The 14,828-nt window shown below is 40.8% G+C and carries 15 protein-coding genes; 12 read left to right on the top strand and 3 right to left on the bottom strand.

Annotation, left to right across the window (positions count from 1 at the left end; genetic code table 11):
- Window positions 1–9: 9 nt before the first annotated feature.
- The 4 genes from ACTNES_RS08735 to ACTNES_RS08750 all read left to right on the top strand — a co-directional run bounded on the left by ACTNES_RS08735 (window position 10) and on the right by ACTNES_RS08750 (window position 3,032).
- Window positions 10–756, top strand: coding sequence for an amino acid ABC transporter ATP-binding protein (locus ACTNES_RS08735; RefSeq protein WP_441039125.1), 747 nt, complete (start codon window positions 10–12; stop codon window positions 754–756).
- Between the two features lie 12 nt (window positions 757–768).
- Window positions 769–1,476 carry an amino acid ABC transporter permease gene (locus tag ACTNES_RS08740; protein WP_441039126.1) on the top strand — a complete coding sequence of 236 codons (708 nt, stop codon included), beginning with the start codon at window positions 769–771 and terminating at the stop codon, window positions 1,474–1,476.
- A 75-nt stretch (window positions 1,477–1,551) separates the two neighbouring features.
- Entirely contained in the window at window positions 1,552–2,151 is a 600-nt protein-coding gene (locus tag ACTNES_RS08745) for an AAA family ATPase (protein ID WP_441039127.1), read from the top strand.
- 62 nt (window positions 2,152–2,213) lie between these two features.
- Window positions 2,214–3,032, top strand: coding sequence for a MerR family transcriptional regulator (locus ACTNES_RS08750; RefSeq protein ID WP_441039128.1), 819 nt, complete (start codon window positions 2,214–2,216; stop codon window positions 3,030–3,032).
- 5 nt (window positions 3,033–3,037) lie between these two features.
- On the opposite strand, the gene ACTNES_RS08755 is transcribed toward ACTNES_RS08750, so the two are convergent.
- Window positions 3,038–3,988 (bottom strand): hypothetical protein, encoded by a 951-nt coding sequence (locus ACTNES_RS08755; protein ID WP_291807749.1) that lies wholly within the window; start codon window positions 3,986–3,988, stop codon window positions 3,038–3,040.
- 92 nt (window positions 3,989–4,080) lie between these two features.
- Window positions 4,081–4,818, bottom strand: coding sequence for a hypothetical protein (locus ACTNES_RS08760; RefSeq protein ID WP_441039129.1), 738 nt, complete (start codon window positions 4,816–4,818; stop codon window positions 4,081–4,083).
- Window positions 4,819–5,078: 260 nt separating this feature from the next.
- Between ACTNES_RS08760 and ACTNES_RS08765 the strand changes: the two genes are divergently transcribed.
- Entirely contained in the window at window positions 5,079–6,026 is a 948-nt protein-coding gene (locus ACTNES_RS08765; RefSeq protein WP_441039130.1) for a 3-hydroxyacyl-CoA dehydrogenase family protein, read from the top strand.
- Between the two features lie 35 nt (window positions 6,027–6,061).
- Here ACTNES_RS08765 and ACTNES_RS08770 read toward each other — a convergent pair whose 3' ends face one another.
- Window positions 6,062–6,817, bottom strand: coding sequence for a helix-turn-helix domain-containing protein (locus ACTNES_RS08770; protein WP_291815317.1), 756 nt, complete (start codon window positions 6,815–6,817; stop codon window positions 6,062–6,064).
- A 368-nt stretch (window positions 6,818–7,185) separates the two neighbouring features.
- Between ACTNES_RS08770 and ACTNES_RS08775 the strand changes: the two genes are divergently transcribed.
- The 7 genes from ACTNES_RS08775 (at window position 7,186) to ACTNES_RS08805 (ending at window position 14,545) form a co-directional block, all read left to right on the top strand.
- On the top strand, window positions 7,186–8,556 hold the full coding sequence (locus ACTNES_RS08775; protein WP_216459355.1) for a putrescine aminotransferase: 1,371 nt from the start codon (window positions 7,186–7,188) through the stop codon (window positions 8,554–8,556).
- Window positions 8,557–8,680: 124 nt separating this feature from the next.
- On the top strand, window positions 8,681–9,232 hold the full coding sequence (locus tag ACTNES_RS08780) for an aldehyde dehydrogenase family protein (RefSeq protein ID WP_330636157.1): 552 nt from the start codon (window positions 8,681–8,683) through the stop codon (window positions 9,230–9,232).
- Window positions 9,233–9,377: 145 nt separating this feature from the next.
- Complete coding sequence (locus ACTNES_RS08785; protein WP_441039131.1) at window positions 9,378–10,736, top strand: Na+/H+ antiporter NhaC family protein; 1,359 nt, start codon at window positions 9,378–9,380, stop codon at window positions 10,734–10,736.
- Window positions 10,737–10,869: 133 nt separating this feature from the next.
- Complete coding sequence (locus ACTNES_RS08790; RefSeq protein ID WP_216459357.1) at window positions 10,870–11,478, top strand: AAA family ATPase; 609 nt, start codon at window positions 10,870–10,872, stop codon at window positions 11,476–11,478.
- 203 nt (window positions 11,479–11,681) lie between these two features.
- Window positions 11,682–12,839 carry an FprA family A-type flavoprotein gene (locus tag ACTNES_RS08795; protein ID WP_291809243.1) on the top strand — a complete coding sequence of 386 codons (1,158 nt, stop codon included), beginning with the start codon at window positions 11,682–11,684 and terminating at the stop codon, window positions 12,837–12,839.
- A 305-nt stretch (window positions 12,840–13,144) separates the two neighbouring features.
- Window positions 13,145–13,990 (top strand): hypothetical protein, encoded by an 846-nt coding sequence (locus tag ACTNES_RS08800; RefSeq protein ID WP_441039132.1) that lies wholly within the window; start codon window positions 13,145–13,147, stop codon window positions 13,988–13,990.
- 48 nt (window positions 13,991–14,038) lie between these two features.
- On the top strand, window positions 14,039–14,545 hold the full coding sequence (locus ACTNES_RS08805; RefSeq protein ID WP_291809250.1) for an HD domain-containing protein: 507 nt from the start codon (window positions 14,039–14,041) through the stop codon (window positions 14,543–14,545).
- Window positions 14,546–14,828: the final 283 nt, after the last annotated feature.

Consider the following 14,828-nt stretch of genomic DNA (forward strand, 5'->3'; position numbering starts at 1 on the left):
ATGACTCTGATGAGCGAGGTAATGGTGAAATGTTCGCAGGTACATAAATCTTTTGGAGACCTTGAAGTACTGAAAGGAGTTGACCTGGAAGTAAAGAAAGGAGAGGTAGTGGCAATCCTGGACCCCAGTGGCTCAGGAAAGACCACTTTCCTCAGATGCATTAATTTTCTGGAAAGAGGAGATGCGGGCACGATCTGTGTCAATGGCTTCACTGTTCCATGCAAAGAAGGAACAAAAAAGGAAGTTATGGAACTCAGAAAAAAGACAGCGATGGTATTCCAGAACTACAATCTTTTTAAAAACAAAACAGTGATCCAGAATGTCATGGAAGGCCTTACCATCGTTCAGAAAGTCAACAAACAGGAAGCATATGAAAGAAGCAAGGCAATGCTTGAAAAGGTCGGACTTGGACAGAGACTGGATTATTATCCGATCCAAATGTCCGGCGGCCAGCAGCAGAGAGCCGGCATTGCCAGAGCACTTGTGCTGCAGCCGGACGTTATTCTTTTTGATGAGCCAACTTCAGCTCTTGACCCGGAACTTGTAGGAGAAGTACTGGAAACGATGAAAGAGATCGCAGAAACCGGAATTACCATGATCGTTGTTACCCATGAGATTTCCTTTGCACATGATGTCGCCTCAAAGGTTGTATTCATGGACGGCGGAGTGGTAGTGGAACAGGGAACACCGGAACAGGTGATCGATCATCCGCAGAATGAACGTACAAGACAGTTCCTGAAAAAGATAAAAGAGTAGGAGTGAGGAAAGATGAGAGCATTAGATATTCAATATATGTGGCAGTGCCTGCCGGAGATTATGAAAGGTATTCCCTATGCATTACTGATCGCAGTAGTGGCACTGATCTTTGGAAGTATTCTTGGACTTGTAACAGCTTTGATCCGTATTTTTAAGATTCCGGTTTTGAAGCAGATTTCAGCTATTTACATTGCAATTATCAGAGGTACCCCTCTGATGGTACAGATCCTGGTAACCTATTATGGAATTCCGCGACTTCTGGAGTGGGTCAACTATAAATGGGGTACGAATGTAAGCATTAACAGCATCCCCGCTATTTATTTTATGTTTTTCTGTTTTTCACTGTACACAGGTTCCTATATGTCAGAAATGTTCCGAAGCTGTATTCAGGCCGTTGATCCGGGACAGCTGGAAGCCTGCTATTCAGTGGGAATGACAACAAATCAGGGTCTGATAAGAGTAGTACTGCCGCAGGCGTTTTCTACAGCATTACCGAACATTGGAAATCAGTTTATCGGTTTGATCAAGGATGCATCCCTTGCATTCGCAGTTGCAATTCCGGAAATTCTGGGACGTGCGAAGATTGTAGCAGGACGTTCTTCTAAATTCCTTGAGGCATATATTGTTGCAGCAATCATTTATTTTGTAATCTGTACAATCTGTCAGTTTGCTCTGGATTATATTGAAAAGAGAAACGGAAAATATACAAGACGCAAATAATCCGTAGCTGTTACTTACAGTTTACTGTGAGCTGAACTTTTGCAGAATCGTTTTATTAAACAGGAGTGATTAAAAATGAGTAAATATGTAATAACAATTGCGAGACAGTTCGGAAGTCTGGGACGTCCCATTGCAGCAAGAATGGCTGAGATTCTTGGAATTGAATATTATGACAGGGATATTGTAGATGCTGCGGCAAAGAAAATGAAACTTCCGGTGTCAACGATCAGTGATGCAGATGAAACCGTATCCAATGGATTTTTTCAGATGATGTTTCCGTTGGGACAGAGTGGAATCCGCATGCAGCATGATGTGTTTGATACACAAAGAGAGATTATCCTTAATATTGCAGATAAGGGAAATTGTATTATAGTTGGAAGATGTGCTGATTATATTCTGGAAAGTGTAAAGAATCATTTGAGGATTTATATATATGCTTCATATGACCAGCGTCTGAAAAACTGTATCAGTACATTGAAGATGACAGAAGAATCGGCAAAACGTATGATCCGTGAGGTAGACAAAGCCAGAGAAGCATATCACAGGCATTATGCGGGCTATGCTCCGGAAGATGTGAATTATAAAGATATTCTGATAGACAGTGGAATGCTTGGTGTAGAAGGAACAGCACAGTATCTTGCAGAACTGGTAAGAGAGAGGTTTAAAACAGAATAATTTCAGGAAGCGGACAAATTACAGTCCGCTTTTTCCCGTATAAAAGATGAGGTGACAGACAAATGGAAAAAACAACAGAAAAGCATTTATATTCAATAGGAGAAACAGCGAGAATGATGGGAATATCAGTGCAGCAGCTGCGAAATTATTCCAATGCCGGTCTGCTGACTCCCTATGTTGTAGATCAGGAAAGTGGATACAGATATTATTCTTTTGAACAGTTTCATTACATAGACAGGATCCGATATTTAAGAAGCCTGGATATGCCTCTTCCTGACATTGAAGAAATACTGAAAGAAGGAACAGTAGATAAAATGCAGGAGCTTCTTGAAAAACAGAAGAAAAGAATCGAAGCGGAGAGAGAACGTATCAACGAGATGTACGAAGATATTGTCTGGTATCAGAAATATTTTTCCTATCTGAAGCAGTATGATTTCGAAAATGTTCCATATCTTGTACAATTGGATAAAAGATATATCCTGACAGTAGGATATGAACAGGACGATGATGTGGAATCTGTAGAGACCAGACTGGCCGCGTTAAAGAACAGCGAAGGTCTGAACCAGTCACATTTCAGAAGACAGTACGGATATCTGGCAGATTTTGACGCCCTGTTCAGGGGAGAGTTCAAACCCAGGAAATATTTTGTATATCTGAAAGATAAGCTCTTTGATCATCCCAATATCAAGGAGCTTCCAGCAGGCACCTATCTATGCTTCAGATCAAGGATATGTGCCGGAGAATGGGATGTAAATGAATTCAAGAAATATATGAAAAAATACAAAAAGACAGCATATGTGATCGCCAATGAATATGAGGATAATCTGGTAGAATATCATCACTGTCCATACGAGGTTCAGATCCTGTTGGAAAAGGAATAAAAGTATCACAAAAGCTTTTCAGTGGCTGTTTTCATTACAGTTATTTTCTTACGCAGGGGAGCTGCTTTCAGGGCAAAAGCTTTCCTGCGTTCTTCATTATCTCCGGGATAACCGTTTTCGTACATGCATGCCAGCCGGTCAAGAGATTTCGGGGACGGGTTTACATCGTGAACGCGTGTATACTGACCGATACGAAAACTGAAAAGTTCCCGGATATCATCCTGATATTCGTAATCTTCATAAGCTTTTCCACAATGTTCATAATCATAGAAAAGCGCTTCTTCAAAGTGGAAATCATATGCCTGTTTCAGAAATCTGCGCTGTTCATTTTTGGAATGATACATTGCCATCTCAAAAAGGGCAGCACCTGCAGGCAGTTTACAGAGGTCAACAGGGGAAGAAATGTGTGTTCCGCCATCAGAAGTACCTGCATTGGAATAATCACAGCAAATATTGAAATCATCCGGTGTCAGAGAAGAGTGGAGTCTGACCACATCGCTGAAAAATTGATATGCGGTATCAGGAACTGCAGGTGTTCCAAGACCATGGCAGAGAAGAAAACCACGCCGGAACAGAGATTCACCTTTGGGAAGATATGAATTTTCGGTATTTTCATTGGAATAATAGTTCCATGCATTTTTATAGCAAAGCTCTGTGATCTTTGCATCGGAAATATTATTACAGCCGGAATTTCTCTGATATCCGGATAAGAAATCAGCCCAAATATCAGCGTCGACCAAATCCAGACGCAGACATTCTCCGATGTCAAACCATGCCTGTTCTATGCCATCAGAAAGAGAAAGCGTGAACCAGTGAAAAGCAGTATTAAAATCTTTCAGACGGTAATGGTAACGGCCAAAAAGATACCGCTGTACAGGGGTAATCGGTGGATGATCAATCCAGTATAAAGTATCTGTAAGAGCAATTGCATGTTCCGCTTCTGTGTAAACACTCATAAGCATCCTCCTGATTCTAAAATAAAAATGACATGAAACTTCCGTCTGTTATAGCCAGAACTTTGAAGCATAATAGTATCTGTCTGATTTAGCTAAAATCCTTTAAGCGCACATGGACCCAGAGAACACTGTGGGCATCCCTGTTGCCAGTCATGGATATTCTTACCCTCCAGATAGGCATCACATCTTTTCTTATCAATAGTCCCATCAGGAGAAATTGCACCGGACGGACAATTCATGATGCATACCTTACATTTTCCGTTTTGATGAAACAGGCAGTACTGATGATCTGTACGTCTGGTTGGAGTAATATATGCGTCAGTGACAAGGCTGTTCATTCTGCCCAGACACCCCCTTTTGGTGATCAGCAGATGATTCAGCCCAAAAGTTCCTATTCCTGCGATTACGGCATTGGATTTATGTCCCCACCGTGCAGTTTTTGATACATGGTCAAAATTCTCAGTAGGTGGTTCGGTGACACTATGGTAGCCCTTCAGTTCAAGAAGATTCTGAACCTGGCCCATGATATGATCCAGCAGTTCATTGGTATGCATATAAGCATCAGACCATATGCTGGAGGTTTTGCATTCGCCCTTAATATCTTTATAGATTACTTCTGAATAGGGCAGAAACAATACAAGCACAGTCTGCGCTCCATTCAGCATGTCTTTGGGGTGAATCTGGGGATTTCCGATCAGATCATCTAACTGATCATAGAGAGGATCAGATGCACTGGCAAATCCGATCACCGGTTCACGGTAATAGGCAGATTTCGGATGATTCTTTACCATTACACAGATCAGCTCACGTATTTCTTCCTCTAATGTCATGAGATCACTTCCTTAAAATAAATATGAATCCATTATATAATCTGTTCCTGGGATAGAGTCAAGGGAAAACCAGACTTTGCATCTGCACAAAAAAGAGTATTTTTAAGTGAAAAAACCGGAATTATGTACAAAACCAGAACAAAAAAAATGTTAAAATCAGGGTTGACTCTCATTCTGAGATAAGGTTTATCTTGTATGCAAATAAAATTTCCGCCGACATATATGTGGGGAAAACAGAATTGAGATCAGGAGGTAGACCTATGGAAAAAACAATAAAGAAGGTAGTTGTAGCAGGTGGTGGACTCATGGGAGCAGGAATCAGCCTGATGTTTCCGGAAAATGGGATTGAGACAGTACTTTACAGTGTAGCAGAGAAAGATTTTGAAAAAGCAGGAAAAGTGATTGATAAAAGTCTGGCAGCATTGGTTGAAAATAGGTGTCTGACCAGACAGGCTGCAGATGAGATAAAAGAAAAAATCCAGTTTACAGTAGATAAGAAATGCTTTGAGAATGCTGATCTCGTTATCGAAGCAATCCCGGAGATTATGAATCTGAAAAAGAACTTTTATGAGGAAGTATCAGAACTTGTACCGGAGGATACCATCCTGGCAAGTAATACTTCCGCAATTTCAGTAAACCAGCTCAGCGAATTCGTAAAATTTCCGGAAAGATTCTGCGGAACCCATTTTCTGAATCCACCGCATATCATTCCTCTGGTAGAAATCACAAAAGGTGATAAAACAGATCAGGCGGTATGCGAAACCCTCTACACTCTTTTTAAAGACATGGGAAAAGAACCGGTACTTCTGAAAAAAGATGTAAAAGGTTTCCTGTCTAACAGGCTTCAGTTTGCACTGCTTCGTGAAGCAACCTATCTGGTAGAACAGGGTGTGGCAGATCCGGAAGACATCGACCGTACCATCAAGTATGGAAACGGCCTGCGTTACACCTGCTCCGGCCCATTCAAGATTGCAGATCTGGGTGGCCTGTCCGTATTTAATTCCGTAGCAAAATATCTGTATTCAGACCTTTCTGATGAAAAGAGCGAAAATCATCTCCTGGATGAACTGGTAGAAGAAGGAAATAACGGAATCTCCACAGGAAAAGGCTTCTATGAATACCAGGAATCAGACCTTGTCAATGAAGAAAAGACAAGAGACGCTATGATCCTTGGCATTCTGAAAGCCGAAAAAGAATTACTGGCATAAACGGGGGAAGTTGACCTGAGAATCTGGAAAGTTTATTATGTACGCAGTTTACGCAAAAGTTCCCAGCGTGACCGTACCTCCAGTTTGCGGAAAAGATTCTGCAGATGTTTATTTAAAGTAGTTTCTTTAATATGCAGAGTCTCCGCAATTTCTTCATTGTCTTGAAAATTCAGAAGACATTTCAGTATTTCGGTTTCTTTGGCAGTCAGATGATATTCTGACAACTGGGCCAGCCCGGATATTCCTGCCGGATTTTCAGAAGATTTTTCAAAAATCATCCGATGCAGTACCGGATTCAGATGCATGGCAACTGCACGCAGATAAAACATATCATCAGATACGAAAGTCCCATTTGGCCGTGTCCGGAAAAGAGTCAGAACACCGAGGAACTTCTGCTGAAAAACAATCGTATACTGCAGACTGTCGTAAATGTTATACTTGCGGTAACATTTGAGGTAAAGAGGAGAATTCAGACGATGTTCCTCGTCCAGCACTGCACTTTCCCGGATCAGCTGGGATTCTTTTCCGTGAAGGATCCACAGGAGTTCATCCTCACCTGCAAATTGTGTATATTGAAGTTCTGCTTCCTGAAAAGAAGAAGGAAAGCAGATCGGATTTCCAAGAGAAAAAGGATTATCAGCAGTCTCATCATGGAGAAACAGACTGGCGTATTCAAAAGGTACGATCATTTTCAGTCTCTGAAAGAAAAACGCATCTATATCAGAAACATTTTTCCACAGATATATTTCATAAATCAGGTCATTGATCATCAAAAATTTATTCTTTTCCATAATTATCATTCCATAAGATTTAAAATAGTTTAACCGAATCAAATAAGTTCCCTGCTCTAAGAAGTGGGGGAGTATTTATGTAAATAATTACAATTATTTTATCATCAGAACTACTCAAAAACAAGTAGACATACTTAAAAATAACCGGAAAATAGAAAAAAGTAACCATTGCACACACCCTGCAGGAAATGGTATCATAAATCCAAGTTAAAAAACAAAACACCTACCGAAAAGAAAAGGCCAGGTGAAATAGAAATATTGATTATGATACAAAGGCGTATCTGGAATATATCTCCAGATGCGCCATTTTTTATTACCCTGAAAATTAATGGACAGGTCCGGTGTGACCGGGCAGTGAGGAGGAAATTATGGCAGATAGTAAACAGGTAATCAAAGATCTTGACAGAGTGATCAGACTCATCGAAACAGACACAAAGGACATCCCGGCAGAAGAGAAAAAAGCAATGGTAAAAGAAACACTGGATCATTTCGACAACTATGTAAGCCCGGGCTGGTTAAAATATCGTAAATCTGTATCTTCCGACTCTGAAGGCGGAGCAGTTCTGGAATGGCAGGATGAAGGCGCATACTGCTACGGACTGAATGGAGAGAAATTTATCGACTGCCTCGGCGGTTTTGGTATTTACACATGCGGACATCGTAACAAAGAAATCCTGGATGTAGTAAAAGCACAGCTTGATCATCAGGCACTTCATTCTCAGGAACTTCTGGATCCGCTTCGTGGATATCTGGCAAAAGCAATGGCAGATATCACACCAGGTGACCTGCAGTATTGCTTCTTTACAAACGGTGGTGCAGAGGCAGTAGAAATGGCACTGAAACTTGCACGTATCGCAACAGGTGGACGCTGGTACATTTCTACAGTAGGTGCTTTCCACGGCAAATCAATGGGTGCCATCTCCATGGGTGGTAAATCCACTTACCGTGTTCCATACACACCAATGGTACAGCAGGTACAGCATGTAGAATACGGAAATGCAGAAGATATGCGTAAAGCAATCCGCAACCTGACAGCAGTCGGTGAGAAAGTTGCAGCAGTCATCCTTGAGCCAATCCAGGGTGAAGCCGGAGTCATTGTTCCACCTAAGGGATATTTGAAAGAAGTCAGAGAAATCTGCGATGAATACGGCGTAGCATTGATTTTCGATGAAATCCAGACAGGTATGGGACGTACAGGTACAATGTGGAGATGCGAAGCAGAAGGCGTTACACCGGATATCATGACATATGGTAAAGCATTCGGCGGTGGTATTCTTCCTATTACAGGTATCATCTGTAAACCATCCATGTGGGTAGATCAGCTTGTTGAAAACCCATGGCTTCTTGGTTCTCCTACATTTGGTGGAAACCCGTTATGTTGTGCTGCAGCCATCGCTACTATTAAATACATGCTGGAAAACGATATCCCAGGTGTCTGCAAAGCAAAAGGTGAAGTACTGAAAGCCGGTCTTGAAAAACTGGCAGCTAAATATCCGGAGATCATTCAGGAAGTTCGTGGTACAGGTCTGATGCTTGCTGTTGAATTCCATACATGCGAACTTGGATATGAAACTTCTAAAGGATTATTTGCAAGACGTGTCATGACAGCCGGAACTCTGGTTAACGCAAAGACTATCCGTTTCGAGCCGACAGCAGTCATTTCCGAACAGGATATCAAAGACGTAATCTCCAGATTCGATGAAGCACTTGCAGATGTAAAAGCAGGATTAACAAAATAGTTATAAAAAATAATCAAGTTAAATAAAGATATAAGATCATGATTGTGAGCAAAGGGGCACATATTCCGTCAGATGGCGGAATAGTGCCCTTTTTGCATTGTCAGGGAAAATTTGTAACAGGACTTTGATCAATAAGAAAGGAAAAAATGCGTATGGAAATAAAGAAATGGGAGCTATGGTTTCTAAGAGCCACATGGAGAAAGTACTGGCGTATATTGAAAAAGGAAAAGAAGAAGGTGCTAAATTAGTATGTGGAGGCGAACGTTACACTGAGGGTGAATGCGCAAAAGGATACTTTATCCGCCCGACTGTTTTTGACGAATGCACAGACGACATGACGATCGTAAAAGAGGAAATCTTTGGACCAGTTGTGACCGTGCAGACATTTAAAACAGAGCAGGAAGCTATTGATATGGCAAACAACACTCCTTATGGACTTGCAGGTGCAGTCTTTACTTCTGATATTTCCAGAGCTATGCATGTGATCAAAGAAATCCGTGCCGGAATCACCTGGATCAACTGCTACAATCCAACCTTTAACGAAGCACCGTGGGGCGGTTACAAGATGAGCGGTATCGGAAGAGAACTGGGTGTTCACGGACTGGAAGAGTATCAGGAGATTAAGCAGATCAATATTAATATGAAACCTGGAACTGTAGGATGGTATGAACATTAAGCGTTATTTGAGAGATGAGTGTTTTTTCAAAATCATTTGCTTTGTTGCGGAATCCATACCTCAATAATAATTATTGATTTTCGAAATTAAAGCAGTGGATTTACCTGATCTGATTAAAATTCGTATGAAAAAGGAGGCCTGATATATGCATCTGAATTTAGGACTTGTGGCAATTATTATTACGCTTCTGATCATTGTAGGAGCGGTAGTTACCAGACGCTGCGTGGAATTTATGATCGCAGGATCCATGGTAGCAGCAATTCTTCTCTATGGAAAAGGATTTCTGGCAGGATGGAGCCAGTCACTTCAGGATATGCTGGCAGAGAACGTGTGGGTTATGCTGGTGTGCCTGCTGTTTGGCGGTCTGATCAGTCTGCTTACAGATTCAAAAGGAAGCTTCGGCTTTTCCAAATACATTTCCAAAGTCTGCAATACAGAAAGAAAAACACTGTTGACTACATTTATCATGGGAATTCTGATCTTCGTGGATGATTACCTGAATGTACTGTCAATCGGTACATGTATGAAAAAAATCAGTGACAAGCAGAAACTTCCGAGAGAAACACTTGCATATCTTCTGGACTCCACAGGAGCACCAGTGTGCGTTTTGCTTCCTTTTTCTACATGGGCAGTTTTCTATGCCAGCCTGTTTTATGAACAGGACAGTGTCAAAGCTCTGGGAGTAACAAGTGCTATGGGTGCTTACCTGAAAGCGATCCCGTTCCTGTTTTATCCGATCATTACACTGGTCATTGTATTCCTGTTTGTTATGGGATGGATGCCGAAGATCGGACCTATGAAAAAGGCATATCAGAGAGTAGAAGAGACTGGAATGGTTTATTCAGAGTCCAGCAGAAAGTACAACCATGAGAATCCGGAGCTGGATGACGACGGAAATATCTGGAATTTCCTGATCCCAATGGGTGTTCTGGTTGCAGTTGCAGTTGTTTCCGGTGATATTTTAAGCGCCGTGATCCTGGCATTAATTGTCTGCTTTGCAATTTATGTTCCAAGAAAAATCCTTACAGTAGATGCTTTCCTGAACAGTATGATCCGTGGATTTGGTGATATGCTTCCAACACTGACTATGCTCCTGGTTACGTTTGTTTTAAAAGATCTTTCCGGAAAAATGGGAATGACAGAGTACATCATTCAGCTTGCAGAGCCATTCCTCTTCGCAGCAGTATTTCCTGCTATGGTATTTATTCTTGGTGCTGTTCTTGCATTTACCACAGGTTCTGACTGGGGAATGAGCTCCATTATCACACCAATTGTATTTCCACTTGGCGCAGCTCTTGGAGCAAATCCAATCCTCATTATGGCAGCTGTAATCTCAGGAGGAACGTTCGGAAGTCACGCATGCTTTTATTCAGATGCAACTCTGCTCGCAGCACAGTCAGCTGGTGTAGACAGTATGGAACATGCCCTGACACAGATTCCTTATGTGATCATAGCCAGTGTATTGTCTGTTCTCTGTTTCGGTGTGGTTGGATTTGTGCTATAATTGTGGCTGAGATGTTAGAGTCAAAAGTCTTCGAGTATGGTTGCGAATGACTTTTGAAATTTGTGAGACAAATATGCCCCTAACATCATTGTAATTTAACATTGTTGACAGTAAAAGAGCAGGAGGGTATTGAATGGATCATTTTGTGGTTACTATTACAAGACAGTTCGGAAGCCTCGGGCGTCCGATCGCGAGACAGATGAGTGAGATCCTGGGAATAGATTATTATGACAGAGACATTGTGGATCAGGCTGCAAAGAAGCTGAAACTTCCAATCTCAGTAGTAGATCAGGAAGAAGAAAAGGCAGTAAAACAGGCAGTGAATCCTTTTTCCAGAATGATATTTCCTCTTGGAAAAGGAACCAGCAATACACAGGACAAAATTTTCGATACACAGAAAAATATCATACAGTTTCTCTCGGAAAAGAATAACTGCATTATCGTAGGCCGCTGCTCAGATTTCATTCTGAGTGATGTGAAGAACAGTCTTCATATTTATATCTATGCATCTTACGAAGCAAGACTTGAACACTGCATTAAAGACCTCGGACTTGAAGAACAGGAAGCACGCAGGATGATCAAGTCCGTAGATGAAGCGAGAAATTCTTACCATATGCAGTATGCAGGATATCTCCCGGATGATAAACGCTATAAGGATATTCTCATTGACAGCAGCTTTTTCGGTGTAAAAGGAACAGCAGAGTTTCTTGCAGAAGCTGTAAAGAAAAAATTTTATGATTGAATAAGAATTCCTGACCATAGATATTATTATCTTGTGGTTGGGAATTTTGGCGTTAAAGTACCTGAAAAATTCTGCGGGTAGATGTGCAGACGCTATTGATTTCCTGTAAGAAATTGGATATAATAGGTACAGAAATAAAAAGAAGACAAAATCATAGATACACAGCTATGAAAATGGACTCAACAAGGAGGAAAAGTCTTACAATGAAAATCGGAAATGATATTTATTATGTAGGTGTAAATGATCATCAGGTAGACCTGTTTGAGGGACAGTATGTAGTGCCGAACGGTATGTCATACAACTCATATGTGATCATGGATGAGAAGATCGCAGTTATGGATACTGTAGATGCCAATTTCAAAGATGAATGGCTTGAAAACGTAGCCAAAGTTCTCAACGGTGCAAAACCGGACTATCTGGTAGTTCAGCATATGGAACCTGACCATGCTGCAAATATCGAGAACTTCATGAAAACATATCCTGACACAACAGTCGTTGCCAACACAAAGACTTTTACCATGATGGAGAATTTCTTCAGAAAACTGAATCTGGACGGAAAGAAACTGGTAGTAGGAAACGGTGAGAGCCTGACACTTGGCAAACATGTCCTGACATTTGTATTCGCACCAATGGTTCACTGGCCGGAGGTTATGGTTACTTATGACAGCACAGACAAAGTTCTCTTCTCCGCAGACGGATTCGGTAAATTCGGAGCACTTGACGTAGAAGAAGACTGGGACTGCGAAGCGCGCCGCTACTACATCGGAATCGTTGGAAAATACGGAGCACAGGTTCAGAAACTCCTGAAAGCCGCAGCAACTCTGGATATCCAGACCATTTGTCCACTCCACGGTCCGATCCTGACAGAGAACCTTGGACATTACCTTGAGAAATATGATATCTGGTCCTCCTACAAAGTAGAGAGCGAAGGTGTTGTGATTGCTTATACATCAGTATATGGAAACACAAAGAAAGCAGTAGAACTCCTGGCACAGAAACTGGAAGAAAAAGGATGCCCGAAGGTAACTGTATTTGATCTCGCAAGAGATGATATGGCAGAAGCAGTAGAAGATGCGTTCCGCTACGGCAAATTGGTACTTGCCACCCTTACATACAATGGCGATATTTTCCCATTCATGCGCACCTACATCGAAAACCTCACAGAACGCAACTACCAGAACCGCACCATCGGCCTCATCGAAAACGGAAGCTGGGCACCTGCAGCAGTAAGAGTGATGCAGGGAATGTTCGAAAAGAGCAAAAACATCACATGGCTGGAGAACAACGTAAAGATCATGTCCTCCCTCAGCGAAGCAAACGAAGCCGAAATCGAGGCTATGGCAGAAGAACTCTGTAAATAATTGATTTAGAAAATGAATAGTAGTTTCTAGATAAGATACTGAATAAATAAAAACAGCAGACTTAAGAGGATGTACACCTCAAAGTTCTGCTGTTCTTATTTTATAGAATATTAAGAAATTATATTTACGTAATACGTGGTATTGTGCGTAGATATCTGCTACAATGAAACCAATAAATTCGAAGGAAGGTGAGTGGAAACTTTATAATTGCCACTTACAGAAGATAAAACGAAAAAATACGGTTCGATAAAAATTTTCAGAATACATGAGATAACAATACGGAATAATTAAGAAAGGAATATCTCATGACAAATAATACGAAACATGAAGATGCGCTTCTGAAAATGGGAATCGGGTATTTTCGAGAGCATATTTTAAAGACACTGGGAATTGAGTATGAGTATATAGACACTGGTTCTACGGAACTTGTAGAATTGACGATACATTCCTTGTTTATGGATTTTACATTTCTGACGACACAGGATATGTATATTCATGTGGAATTCCATACAACGAACGATTCAGAAGAGGAAGATCTGCAGCGTTTTCATGCATATGAAGCGATGTATTCACATAAGACGAGGAAAAAGGTTATTACTTATGTGGTCTATTCTGGTGGAATTAAGAAAACAAGAGGCGAGCTGGATTGCGGGTTATATACATACAGAGTAAAACCGATATATATGCAGAATAAAGATGCAGATGAAATTCTCAATAAATTAAAAAACAAAATGATCGCAGGAGAGCCCTTTGAGAAAGAAGATTATGCTGAATTATCATTGACACCACTAATGTCCGGGAACAGAACCAGAAAAGATAAAATCAAAGATGCAATTTTACTGACAAGATATGGAACAAGTGAGGATTCAGATAAGGCATTAGCAATGTTATATACATTGGCAGATAAATTTCTTACAGGAAAGGAATTAGAAGAGATTAAGGAGGCGGTAGCTATGACCAGGTTAGGACAGATGTTATTTGATGATGGATATAAGCGGGGAGAAAGTGAAGGAGTGATAAAAGGAAAAATTCAGGGAGCGCTTTTGAGTGGAAAAACACCGGAAGAAGTAGCTGAAATGTTGAAAATTTCAGTACAGGAAGTGTTGAAAGTGAAGGAAGAAGAAAATTCAAAAAATAGTAAAGAAGCCTGAGTTGTAAACTACAAAAAAAATACTGGAAGAGAAAGGCAGGAATAAAACATGACAGTAGCAGAAGTTGTAAAGAAAATGGTGGAGTATTCAAAGGGAGATCTTCATGACATCAACCATTTCATGAAAGTATACGCATATGCAAAAACAATCGCCGAGGGCGAAAATTTGTCGCCGGAGATGCAGAAGCTGGTGGAGGTGACTGCGGTTGTGCATGACATTTCCTGTCCTCTCTGCAGAGTGAAATATGGAAACACCAACGGCAAGCATCAGGAAGAAGAGAGTGCGGCACTGATAGAAGAATTTTTCGCAGATTCAGATTTGCCAAAAGAATTTGTGGACCGTGTTTCTTACATTGTAAGCCATCATCACACAATAAATGGAATCGATGGCATTGACTATCAGATCATGATAGAAGCTGACTATCTGGTAAATGCAGATGAGAGCAATTTCTCCGAAAGTAATGTGAGAAATATGCTGGAAAAAGTATTCAAAACAGAGACAGGAAAATTCCTGCTTCAGTCCATGTATCAGAAAAGACTAAATGCTGAAGAATAAAAAAGAAACGTTAAGAAAGATTATGAATGATAAAAAAGCTGGTGCAGAAATGTGCCAGTTTTTTTGTGGGAAAAATTCAGAACTTATAACTTATTTGCATTACAATGATATACGGGTGAGCAGTTATAATAAATATAAAAATGCGGTACCTGAAAATTTATTTAAGAGATATTGTTAGCGTCGGGAGAAATTAGCCATTTATTGTCGGGAGAAAATGACCAATCTCAGTCGGACAGAAATAACCAATGCATCAGTTTTTCCTTTCTTTAATGTTGTGCTTTAG

This window comes from Blautia sp. HCP3S3_D9, from assembly GCF_052063845.1.
Classification (GTDB): Bacteria; Bacillota; Clostridia; order Lachnospirales; family Lachnospiraceae; genus Blautia_A.

Bases quoted from the DNA above. Each gene is read 5' to 3' on its own strand.
- ACTNES_RS08755 (WP_291807749.1), bottom strand. From the start codon at position 3,988: ATGAGTGTTTACACAGAAGCGGAACATGCAATTGCTCTTACAGATACT.
- ACTNES_RS08745 (WP_441039127.1), top strand. From the start codon at position 1,552: ATGAGTAAATATGTAATAACAATTGCGAGACAGTTCGGAAGTCTGGGA.
- ACTNES_RS08805 (WP_291809250.1), top strand. From the start codon at position 14,039: ATGACAGTAGCAGAAGTTGTAAAGAAAATGGTGGAGTATTCAAAGGGA.
- ACTNES_RS08775 (WP_216459355.1), top strand. From the start codon at position 7,186: ATGGCAGATAGTAAACAGGTAATCAAAGATCTTGACAGAGTGATCAGA.
- ACTNES_RS08735 (WP_441039125.1), top strand. From the start codon at position 10: ATGAGCGAGGTAATGGTGAAATGTTCGCAGGTACATAAATCTTTTGGA.
- ACTNES_RS08750 (WP_441039128.1), top strand. From the start codon at position 2,214: ATGGAAAAAACAACAGAAAAGCATTTATATTCAATAGGAGAAACAGCG.
- ACTNES_RS08740 (WP_441039126.1), top strand. From the start codon at position 769: ATGAGAGCATTAGATATTCAATATATGTGGCAGTGCCTGCCGGAGATT.
- ACTNES_RS08800 (WP_441039132.1), top strand. From the start codon at position 13,145: ATGACAAATAATACGAAACATGAAGATGCGCTTCTGAAAATGGGAATC.
- ACTNES_RS08795 (WP_291809243.1), top strand. From the start codon at position 11,682: ATGAAAATCGGAAATGATATTTATTATGTAGGTGTAAATGATCATCAG.
- ACTNES_RS08770 (WP_291815317.1), bottom strand. From the start codon at position 6,817: ATGGAAAAGAATAAATTTTTGATGATCAATGACCTGATTTATGAAATA.
- ACTNES_RS08790 (WP_216459357.1), top strand. From the start codon at position 10,870: ATGGATCATTTTGTGGTTACTATTACAAGACAGTTCGGAAGCCTCGGG.
- ACTNES_RS08785 (WP_441039131.1), top strand. From the start codon at position 9,378: ATGCATCTGAATTTAGGACTTGTGGCAATTATTATTACGCTTCTGATC.
- ACTNES_RS08760 (WP_441039129.1), bottom strand. From the start codon at position 4,818: ATGACATTAGAGGAAGAAATACGTGAGCTGATCTGTGTAATGGTAAAG.
- ACTNES_RS08765 (WP_441039130.1), top strand. From the start codon at position 5,079: ATGGAAAAAACAATAAAGAAGGTAGTTGTAGCAGGTGGTGGACTCATG.